Origin of the sequence: Ureibacillus sp. FSL K6-8385 (genome assembly GCF_038593155.1) — a bacterium.
Classification (GTDB): domain Bacteria; phylum Bacillota; class Bacilli; order Bacillales_A; family Planococcaceae; genus Ureibacillus; species Ureibacillus terrenus.
On sequence record NZ_CP151968.1, the window covers coordinates 2185481 to 2195000 of the forward strand.

At 48.2% G+C, this 9520-nt stretch carries 3 protein-coding genes, 15 tRNA genes, 2 rRNA genes and 1 pseudogene (1 of these 21 only partly in view); 3 read left to right on the forward strand and 18 right to left on the reverse strand.

The window, feature by feature from the left end:
• Positions 1 to 613: 613 nt before the first annotated feature.
• Positions 614 to 1170 (reverse strand): annotated as a pseudogene (gene lepB, locus NST62_RS10800) (signal peptidase I).
• Between the two features lie 619 nt (positions 1171 to 1789).
• Here lepB and NST62_RS10805 point away from each other — a divergent pair.
• The 3 genes from NST62_RS10805 to NST62_RS10815 all read left to right on the forward strand — a co-directional run bounded on the left by NST62_RS10805 (position 1790) and on the right by NST62_RS10815 (position 4536).
• Positions 1790 to 2353: a DUF6431 domain-containing protein gene (locus NST62_RS10805; protein ID WP_011229674.1), complete on the forward strand. Its 564-nt coding sequence runs from the start codon at positions 1790 to 1792 to the stop codon at positions 2351 to 2353.
• 142 nt (positions 2354 to 2495) lie between these two features.
• Positions 2496 to 3743: an IS481 family transposase gene (locus NST62_RS10810; RefSeq protein ID WP_141603373.1), complete on the forward strand. Its 1248-nt coding sequence runs from the start codon at positions 2496 to 2498 to the stop codon at positions 3741 to 3743.
• Positions 3736 to 4536 (forward strand): AAA family ATPase, encoded by an 801-nt coding sequence (locus NST62_RS10815; RefSeq protein ID WP_011229854.1) that lies wholly within the window; start codon positions 3736 to 3738, stop codon positions 4534 to 4536. Before NST62_RS10810 ends, NST62_RS10815 begins: the two co-directional genes overlap by 8 nt.
• Positions 4537 to 5094: 558 nt before the next feature.
• On the opposite strand, the gene NST62_RS10820 is transcribed toward NST62_RS10815, so the two are convergent.
• From NST62_RS10820 to NST62_RS10900, 17 genes are all read right to left on the reverse strand, one after another.
• Positions 5095 to 5177: transfer RNA gene (locus NST62_RS10820), tRNA-Leu, on the reverse strand.
• Between the two features lie 16 nt (positions 5178 to 5193).
• A tRNA-Cys gene (locus NST62_RS10825) sits at positions 5194 to 5267 on the reverse strand.
• Between the two features lie 6 nt (positions 5268 to 5273).
• Positions 5274 to 5348: transfer RNA gene (locus tag NST62_RS10830), tRNA-Gly, on the reverse strand.
• A gap of 8 nt (positions 5349 to 5356) precedes the next feature.
• Positions 5357 to 5431 (reverse strand) — tRNA-Gln (locus NST62_RS10835).
• A gap of 59 nt (positions 5432 to 5490) precedes the next feature.
• Positions 5491 to 5566: transfer RNA gene (locus NST62_RS10840), tRNA-His, on the reverse strand.
• A 14-nt stretch (positions 5567 to 5580) separates the two neighbouring features.
• Positions 5581 to 5654, reverse strand: a tRNA-Trp gene (locus tag NST62_RS10845).
• Positions 5655 to 5663: 9 nt separating this feature from the next.
• Positions 5664 to 5748 (reverse strand) — tRNA-Tyr (locus tag NST62_RS10850).
• A 7-nt stretch (positions 5749 to 5755) separates the two neighbouring features.
• Positions 5756 to 5831: transfer RNA gene (locus NST62_RS10855), tRNA-Thr, on the reverse strand.
• A gap of 21 nt (positions 5832 to 5852) precedes the next feature.
• Positions 5853 to 5928: transfer RNA gene (locus NST62_RS10860), tRNA-Phe, on the reverse strand.
• 10 nt (positions 5929 to 5938) lie between these two features.
• Positions 5939 to 6014: transfer RNA gene (locus NST62_RS10865), tRNA-Asp, on the reverse strand.
• 4 nt (positions 6015 to 6018) lie between these two features.
• Positions 6019 to 6095: transfer RNA gene (locus NST62_RS10870), tRNA-Met, on the reverse strand.
• Positions 6096 to 6118: 23 nt separating this feature from the next.
• Positions 6119 to 6191 (reverse strand) — tRNA-Val (locus NST62_RS10875).
• Positions 6192 to 6195: 4 nt separating this feature from the next.
• Positions 6196 to 6270: transfer RNA gene (locus tag NST62_RS10880), tRNA-Glu, on the reverse strand.
• 12 nt (positions 6271 to 6282) lie between these two features.
• A tRNA-Ser gene (locus NST62_RS10885) sits at positions 6283 to 6376 on the reverse strand.
• A gap of 8 nt (positions 6377 to 6384) precedes the next feature.
• Positions 6385 to 6459 (reverse strand) — tRNA-Asn (locus tag NST62_RS10890).
• 17 nt (positions 6460 to 6476) lie between these two features.
• Positions 6477 to 6592, reverse strand: a 5S ribosomal RNA gene (gene rrf, locus NST62_RS10895).
• Between the two features lie 128 nt (positions 6593 to 6720).
• Positions 6721 to 9520: ribosomal RNA gene (locus NST62_RS10900) — 23S ribosomal RNA — on the reverse strand; it runs 126 nt beyond the window's last position.

Consider the following 9520-nt stretch of genomic DNA (forward strand, 5'->3'; position numbering starts at 1 on the left):
CATCAGTCAAAGGCAAGGGTGTCCATGGAGAAGTGAAATCGGAAAGAAACCCTAGACAAACCCTTGAATCCAACGAAATACATTCGAGGTTGCGATTTCAGGATGGGTTTGCAAGACAAAACGAAGTCCCCAATTGATCGATCGTTGCCTATTACTCCATGTAAAGTTGGTGCAAACTAAATTCTCTGTAAATCTCTGTGCTTTTATTTCTCAATAAACATTGGAACTATTCTAAGCTGATTTCATGTGGACGAATCGATCGGAAAGATAAGACCGAAGAAGCCCTTATTGCTTCCTCGATTTTATATGCTAATGGAACGAGCTTGCGAGTGAATCATATTAATAAGGATTAATTTGGTAAAACGTATGCCTATGAAACTCAGTATTTTTTCTAGACTAGTAATTTTCAAACCCTCGATAGAACAGGATTTTTCCAATTTTGTTTTCCTAAAATGGACTTCAAACTGTTGAACTCGGGAGAAAAAAATTAATGAAACACTCAAAAATAAAAATCGTAGCTATCAGTGTTGATAACTACGATTTAATTTTAAAATAAATTTATTGGTACTTTTCAGTTGTTTTACTGAAAAGCCGTAAAGCCTTTTTGAAATGCTTATTTTACTATTCGGATATGTTTAAAAGGCCAATAAATTATGTTTGCCTGGCCAACAACATCATGCATCGGAATGGCCCCAATATGACGACTGTCCTTACTATATCTTCTATTATCACCCATTACAAATAAATAGCCTTTAGGAACAGTGTTTCTACCGATTGGAGTATCCTTTAGAGTAAACGATTCCGTAAGGGGACCATCAAACTTGTTTTGTTTTTTGTATTCATCTAGATAAGGTTCTTTATACGCTTTCCCGTTTATATATAAAATATCATTTTTATACTCGATACGATCTCCAGGTAACCCAATTATGCGTTTTATGTAATCCTTTTTTCTTTTGTATGGAACACAATAATATCAAACCTTTTCGGTTTTACAAAAGAATATTTTATTTTGTTTACAATCATACGATCTTGATCGTGTAGTGTAGGCATCATGGATTCTCCTTCTACTATAATCGGCGCAAATATGAAGTGCCGAACAAAAGCAGCTAATAAAATTGCAATAATGATCGCCTTCATCCATCCCAAAAACTCACTTTTCTTTTTCTCCATTATCATCATCCCCCTTAAAACGGTACCGTCAAGAATTTTGTGTAATGTAAGATAGATAGGGTATCTCTGAAATAGATTTGGAATGGATAGGGAACCGGTTTCCTTCACACAAGAGACTGAATATTCAGTCTCTTGTGTGGAAAGGGAAAATCCCCTTATTTTGTTTATTTACAATATTTGGTTAACAATAACGTTCTTCAAACATTCGTTGAAGGGCTTCTTGCGCTTCGGCAAATCCTCATAAATTCGGTATACTTTTAGACATAGGTAGGGTTCTCCTTTCTCTGGAATGTTTGGGTTCAATCAGAGAATACCCTACCTTTTTTCTTTTGGTCTAGCAAAATGCTTTACACAAAATTTTATACATCATCTTACAATACGCCCCATACAAGATACTTTGGAGACGGTTGCTTTTGTACGGTCTCTTGCAACAAGAACACATACTTGTTCGTGGCTGATTCCTCTGTTGTAAATTATCACTTTATTTCCGCACAAAAAAGACTCTTTTTTGCACATTCCTTCGGAATATCCCTCTCCCCCTTTCCGAAAGAATGTGCTAAATTTTTTGTGAATTATTTCGGAATGGGACATGGGTGATTTCCAGAGGGGGGACGAGGACGTGATTCGGTTTCATGACTTTCAGGTCGATGTCCAGACATATGCCCAGCGGGGAAAACAAAACGACTTTCCCCTTCTTAAGCGGTGCCCTCATTGCCAGGCAAAACGCCCTCTTTATCGCCATGGGTACTACGAACGAAATGCCGTGACGTCGCATCAGTCTTATCGCATTTGGATCGCTCGGTATCGCTGCCCGGAGTGCAGGAGGACGGTGGCCGTGTTGCCTTCATTTCTTCTCCCTTATTTTCAGTATACGTTGCCCACCATATGGAGAGTGGTGAAAGAACGGTTGGGCCTGACTCCGAAACGGGGGATGGAGGAGGCTCCACTCCTTCCTACGGATGAAGGGGTTTTATTTTATGTCCGACGTTTATTCCGAAATTTGAACCACCTTCATTGGTTTTTTGCGGAGCGCTGGAGAAAAATTGGTCCTGCCATCGCCCAAGCGAGAGAACGAGCCCTATGGTGGATCCAGACGATGGAGGAGATCGGCCTCTTTTTCGTCATCCAAGAGATATGGGAGCACCGATCGACGCATCTTTTTGCACGTACATTCAGTTCCTGATTTTACTTATATCCCCTTATATGGAATCATTTATAGATTCCACAAACCTTTCCTCTCGACGGTCGGGGGAATGATCCGATAGGATAGAGACAGGATGGACCGATAAGGTCCTAGAATGGGATGAACGAAGGAGGAGATCGAAATGAATGAGTCGATGAGACAGGAGATCGCTTTATTTCGGTATGGATTGATCGCTCCATTGGTGAATGGACAAGTCGATCCAAAAACGTACTTGAAGGAAGTAGCGGAACGGATCCATCAAGTTCCCCACCATGGAGAGAAACGCATCGCCGCCAAAACGATCCTCGACTGGTGCACGCAGTACAAAAAAGGGGGCTTTGAGGCGCTGAAGCCGAAACGACGGTCGGACCGTGGCCATTCCCGGAGGCTGTCACCTGAAGAAGAGGATCACATTTTAGCCCTGAGAAAAAAACACCCCCACATGCCCGTGACGGTGTTCTACGAACACCTTATCGAGCAGGGGGAAATCCAATCCATCTCTTATTTCACTATATACCGACTTTTAAAAAAATACAACCTCGTGGGGAAAGAAATTTTACCGATTCCTGAACGAAAACGATTCGCGTACGATCAGGTCAATGAGCTCTGGCAAGGTGATTTGTCCCATGGCCCGTTGATTCGCGTGAATGGCAAAACGCAAAAAACGTTTTTGATTGCCTATATCGATGACTGCTCGCGGGTCGTGCCGTACGCTCAGTTTTTCTCTTCCGAGAAATTTGACGGGTTGCGGATCGTAACCAAGGAAGCGCTGCTTCGATACGGAAAGCCGAAGCGAATTTACTCGGATAACGGCAAGATTTATCGGGCGGAACCCTTGCAGTACGCCTGCGCGGAGTTAGGGATCACCTTGATCCATACCCAGCCGTACGATCCGCAAAGCAAAGGGAAAATCGAACGATTTTTCCGCACCGTACAGACGCGGTTTTACCCGTTGCTCGAAATGAATTCACCGAAGTCGCTCGAAGAGCTAAACGAGCGATTTTGGAAGTGGTTGGAGGAAGATTACCATCGAAAACCGCATGCCTCGTTGAACGGGAAGACGCCACATGAAGTGTTTCAATCGCAAGTCCATTTGGTGTCGTTCGTCGAGGATTCGGATTGGCTCGACTCGATCTTTTTGAAACGCGAATACCGTAAAGTGAAGGCCGATGGTACGGTCACGTTGAACAAGCAGCTGTATGAAGTTCCGCCCCGGTTCATCGGACAATCGATCGAACTCCGTTATGATGAACAAGGCGTGTATGTGTACGAAGACGGTCAACGGGTCGCCGAAGCGGTCCTTGTTCGCTTCGAGGACAATGCCTATGTGAAACGCCATCGGTCACCGTTTGCGGCGGTTCCGGTAGAGGGAGGCGAAAACGATGTATAAAACGTTTTATTCCCTTTCCCGAGAGCCGTTTTCGAAGGAGACGAATCCACCAGAGGCTTATCAAGGGGCCTCGTATCAAGAGGCCCTCGCCGCTTTGGACTACGTGAAACGAACAAGAGGGATCGGGCTATTGATCGGTGAACCAGGGGCCGGCAAGACATTCGCCCTTCGGGCGTTTAAGGAATCCCTGAATCCGTCACTGTATCACGTCGTTTATTTTCCATTGTCAACGGGAAGCGTGATGGACTTTTATCGCGGCCTTGCCTTCGGGCTCGGGGAAGAGCCGAAATACCGCAAGGTCGACTTGTTTTATCAAATCCAACAAGGGATCGAGCGCTTGTATCATGAACAACGGGTAACGTCAGTGTTCATCCTCGATGAAATGCATTTAGCGAAGGATGCCTTTCTGCAGGATATCGCGATCCTGTTCAACTTTCACATGGACTCAACAAATCCGTTTGTCTTGATTTTGGCGGGGCTGCCCCATTTACAGGCAAAACTACGGTTGAATCAACACCGTCCGCTTCACCAACGAATCATCATGCGATACCAGATGGGGCCTCTTGATAAGGAAGAAGTGGTAGGATATATCGAACACCGCCTGAAACAGGCGGGGGCGAAACACCCGATTTTTACCCCAGCTGCCTTAGAAGCGATCGCCCTGCAGTCGCAGGGGTGGCCGCGGATCATCAACAACCTCGCCACCACTTGCCTGTTATACGGCGCTCAATTAAAAAAACATATGATTGACGAAGACATTGTGCGTATGGCAGCCGAAGAAATGGGGTACTGACACAGCAGGGGCTGATCGGCCCCTGTTATGTTTCATCCCGATCCATCCTCATTCTAGTTAATCATCCGAAATAATGTGCAAATGTTCGGAAATAATCTGCAAAACCTGGAATAATTCGCAAAGATTTTGCACATTATTTCAGAATCCGTCCGAAATAATTTGAAAAAGGGATTCTGAAATAATGTGCTAATTTACAGAATTGATTTCTATCAATACTTGGTCAAAGTATTGACAGAACTCCCAAACCTCCCAATCCATCAGCAACCAGAAATAATCGATCGCTACTTGCCTTGGTCTAAAAATATACGTGAATCATGTGCAATAGCAAAATAGCCCTCAATCTGAAAAAATTCAAGATTGTAGGGCTATTTGTCATGCGTACTAATAGGTACGCTTTTTTAATCCCTGTTTTAAGTTTTTCAATGCGTCATTTGAATTCGGGCTTACCGAACTACGCGCACGATTTTTCACGCTAAAATCGTGCGAACAAAATAAAAATGCGCCTTCTGTAACGTGTACAGAAAGCGCGTGTTTATTACGATCTAGGCTTGTTATAAGTGCCGATGGTGGGAGTCGAACCCACACTCCTCGAAGGAACACGATTTTGAGTCGTGCGCGTCTGCCAATTCCGCCACATCGGCATGATATAAATGTTTTTGGAGGCGGCTACCGGATTCGAACCGGTGATAAGGGTGTTGCAGACCCGTGCCTTACCACTTGGCTAAGCCGCCGGAATTTGGAGCGGAAGACGGGACTCGAACCCGCGACCCCCACCTTGGCAAGGTGGTGTTCTACCACTGAACTACTTCCGCAATTATAATGGCTGGGGTACCAGGATTCGAACCTGGGCATGACGGAATCAAAATCCGTTGCCTTACCGCTTGGCTATACCCCAACAATACTTAATAAACTTTCACTGTTTTCGAATCCACAATCCCATATATCATTTTATTATGGGGCGACTGATGGGAATCGAACCCACGAATGCCGGAGCCACAATCCGGTGCGTTAACCACTTCGCCACAGTCGCCATTGTTTTATTCTTGGCAGGGGCAGTAGGAATCGAACCCACACTAAAGGTTTTGGAGACCTTTGTTCTACCATTAAACTATGCCCCTGTATTAGTATGGTGGAGGGGGGCGGATTCGAACCGCCGAACCCAAAGGGAACGGATTTACAGTCCGTCGCGTTTAGCCACTTCGCTACCCCTCCGGGAGTATGGTGCCGGCGAAAGGAATCGAACCCTCAACCTACTGATTACAAGTCAGTTGCTCTACCAGTTGAGCTACGCCGGCATATTATTTTAATATGTAATATGGTGGGTTGGGGCGGAATCGAACCGCCGACACGAGGATTTTCAGTCCTCTGCTCTACCGACTGAGCTACCGACCCACAATCTATATGGCGGTTCCGACGGGACTCGAACCCGCGATCTCCTGCGTGACAGGCAGGCATGTTAACCACTACACCACGGAACCGTTTTGGTTGCGGGGGCAGGATTTGAACCTGCGACCTCCGGGTTATGAGCCCGACGAGCTACCAGACTGCTCTACCCCGCGATAATCCTAAATGTTTTATTCGATGGAGGATGACGGGATCGAACCGCCGACCCTCTGCTTGTAAGGCAGATGCTCTCCCAGCTGAGCTAATCCTCCATAATGGTGACCCCTACGGGATTCGAACCCGTGTTACCGCCGTGAAAGGGCGGTGTCTTAACCACTTGACCAAGGGGCCGATTTCTAATTATGGCGGAGAGTAAGGGATTTGAACCCTTGAGACGGGGTTTAACCCGTCTACACGATTTCCAATCGTGCTCCTTCAGCCACTCGGACAACTCTCCAAGATATATGGCTCCGAAGGTAGGATTCGAACCTACGACCCATCGGTTAACAGCCGATTGCTCTACCGCTGAGCTACTTCGGAATAATTCGAATGTATGAGCCTAGCAACGTCCTACTCTCGCAGGGGGAATCCCCCAACTACCATCGGCGCTGAAGAGCTTAACTTCCGTGTTCGGTATGGGAACGGGTGTGACCTCTTCGCCATCGTCACTAGGCTCTTTATTTTACCGAAAGACATGTACTATTATAACATATTTTGTTTATTTTTCAAGAGTTTTTTTGTTTTTATTTTTATTAAGAGGTTGTTCCCTCAAAACTGGATAACGGCATCGAAAGTGTTTTCTTGGTTAAGTCCTCGATCGATTAGTATCCGTCAGCTCCACACGTCACCGTGCTTCCACCCCGGACCTATCTACCTCATCGTCTTTGAGGGATCTTACTTGCTTACGCAATGGGAAATCTCATCTTGAGGGGGGCTTCATGCTTAGATGCTTTCAGCACTTATCCCGTCCACACATAGCTACCCAGCTGTGCCTTTGGCAAGACAACTGGTACACCAGCGGTGTGTCCATCCCGGTCCTCTCGTACTAAGGACAGCTCCTCTCAAATTTCCTGCGCCCACGACGGATAGGGACCGAACTGTCTCACGACGTTCTGAACCCAGCTCGCGTACCGCTTTAATGGGCGAACAGCCCAACCCTTGGGACCGACTACAGCCCCAGGATGCGATGAGCCGACATCGAGGTGCCAAACCTCCCCGTCGATGTGGACTCTTGGGGGAGATAAGCCTGTTATCCCCGGGGTAGCTTTTATCCGTTGAGCGATGGCCCTTCCATGCGGAACCACCGGATCACTAAGCCCGTCTTTCGACCCTGCTCGACTTGTAGGTCTCGCAGTCAAGCTCCCTTATGCCTTTACACTCTGCGAATGATTTCCAACCATTCTGAGGGAACCTTTGGGCGCCTCCGTTACTCTTTGGGAGGCGACCGCCCCAGTCAAACTGTCCACCTGACACTGTCTCCCAAGCCGATCAGGCTTGCGGGTTAGAATCCCAGTACAGCCAGGGTAGTATCCCAAGGGCGCCTCCAGGGAAGCTGGCGCTCCCCCTTCTACGGCTCCTACCTATCCTGTACAAGCTGTACCGGAATTCAATATCAGGCTACAGTAAAGCTCCACGGGGTCTTTCCGTCCTGTCGCGGGTAACCTGCATCTTCACAGGTACTATAATTTCACCGAGTCTCTCGTTGAGACAGCGCCCAGATCGTTACGCCTTTCGTGCGGGTCGGAACTTACCCGACAAGGAATTTCGCTACCTTAGGACCGTTATAGTTACGGCCGCCGTTTACTGGGGCTTCAATTCGGAGCTTCGCTTGCGCTAACTCCTCCTCTTAACCTTCCAGCACCGGGCAGGCGTCAGCCCCTATACATCACCTTGCGGTTTAGCAGAGACCTGTGTTTTTGATAAACAGTCGCCTGGGCCTATTCTCTGCGGCTCATCGGGGCTTGCACCCCAATGAGCACCCCTTCTCCCGAAGTTACGGGGTCATTTTGCCGAGTTCCTTAACGAGAGTTCTCTCGCTCGCCTTAGGATTCTCTCCTCGACTACCTGTGTCGGTTTGCGGTACGGGCACCTCCCGCCTCGCTAGAGGCTTTTCTTGGCAGTGTGAAATCGGGAACTTCGCGCGCAATGCGCTCCCCATCACAGCTCAGCGTTGCGGGAAGCGGATTTGCCTACTTCCCCGCCTTGCTGCTTGGACACGCTCGACCAACGGCGTGCTTTCCCTATCCTCCTGCGTCCCCCCATCGCTCAAACGGCGGGGAGGTGGTACAGGAATATCAACCTGTTGCCCATCGTCTACGCCTTTCGGCCTCGACTTAGGTCCCGACTAACCCTGAGCGGACGAGCCTTCCTCAGGAAACCTTAGTCATTCGGCGGATGGGATTCTCACCCATCTTTCGCTACTCATACCGGCATTCTCACTTCTAAGCGCTCCACCAGTCCTTCCGGTCTGACTTCTGCGCGCTTAGAACGCTCTCCTACCACCCGTGCGAAGCACGGATCCACAGCTTCGGTGAACCGTTTAGCCCCGATACATTTTCGGCGCAGCGTCACTCGACCAGTGAGCTATTACGCACTCTTTAAATGATGGCTGCTTCTAAGCCAACATCCTGGTTGTCTAAGCAACGCCACATCCTTTTCCACTTAACGGCTACTTTGGGACCTTAGCTGGTGGTCTGGGCTGTTTCCCTCTCGACCACGGATCTTATCACTCGTAGTCTGACTCCCGTGTATAAATAGCTGGCATTCGGAGTTTGTCTGAATTCGGTAACCCGAGGTGGGCCCCTAGTCCAAACAGTGCTCTACCTCCAGTATTCTTTACACGAGGCTAGCCCTAAAGCTATTTCGGAGAGAACCAGCTATCTCCAAGTTCGATTGGAATTTCTCCGCTACCCACACCTCATCCCCGCACTTTTCAACGTGCGTGGGTTCGGGCCTCCAGTGAGTGCTACCTCACCTTCACCCTGGACATGGGTAGATCACCTGGTTTCGGGTCTACGACCACGTACTCCGTCGCCCTGTTCAGACTCGCTTTCGCTGCGGCTCCGCCTCTTCGGCTTAACCTTGCACGTGATCGTAACTCGCCGGTTCATTCTACAAAAGGCACGCCATCACCCGTTAACGGGCTCTGACTACTTGTAGGCACACGGTTTCAGGTTCTCTTTCACTCCCCTCCCGGGGTTCTTTTCACCTTTCCCTCACGGTACTGGTTCGCTATCGGTCACTAGGGAGTATTTAGCCTTGGGAGATGGTCCTCCCGGATTCCGACGGAATTCCACGTGTTCCGCCGTACTCAGGATCCACTCTGGAGAGGATGGATTTTCGACTACAGGGCTGTTACCTTCTACGGCCGTCCTTTCCAGAACGGTTCGTCTAACCCATCCTTTTGTAACTCCGTATAGAGTGTCCTACAACCCCAAGAGGCAAGCCTCTTGGTTTGGGCTCTTCCCGTTTCGCTCGCCGCTACTAAGGGAATCGAGGTTTCTTTCTTCTCCTCCAGGTACTGAGATGTTTCAGTTCCCTGGGTGTGCCCTCTTAACGCTATGAATTCGCGTTAAGATACTGTTCCATTACGAACAGTGGG

Coding starts and splice junctions, on each gene's coding strand:
- NST62_RS10810 (WP_141603373.1), top strand. CDS start 2,496: ATGAATGAGTCGATGAGACAGGAGATCGCTTTATTTCGGTATGGATTG.
- NST62_RS10815 (WP_011229854.1), top strand. CDS start 3,736: ATGTATAAAACGTTTTATTCCCTTTCCCGAGAGCCGTTTTCGAAGGAG.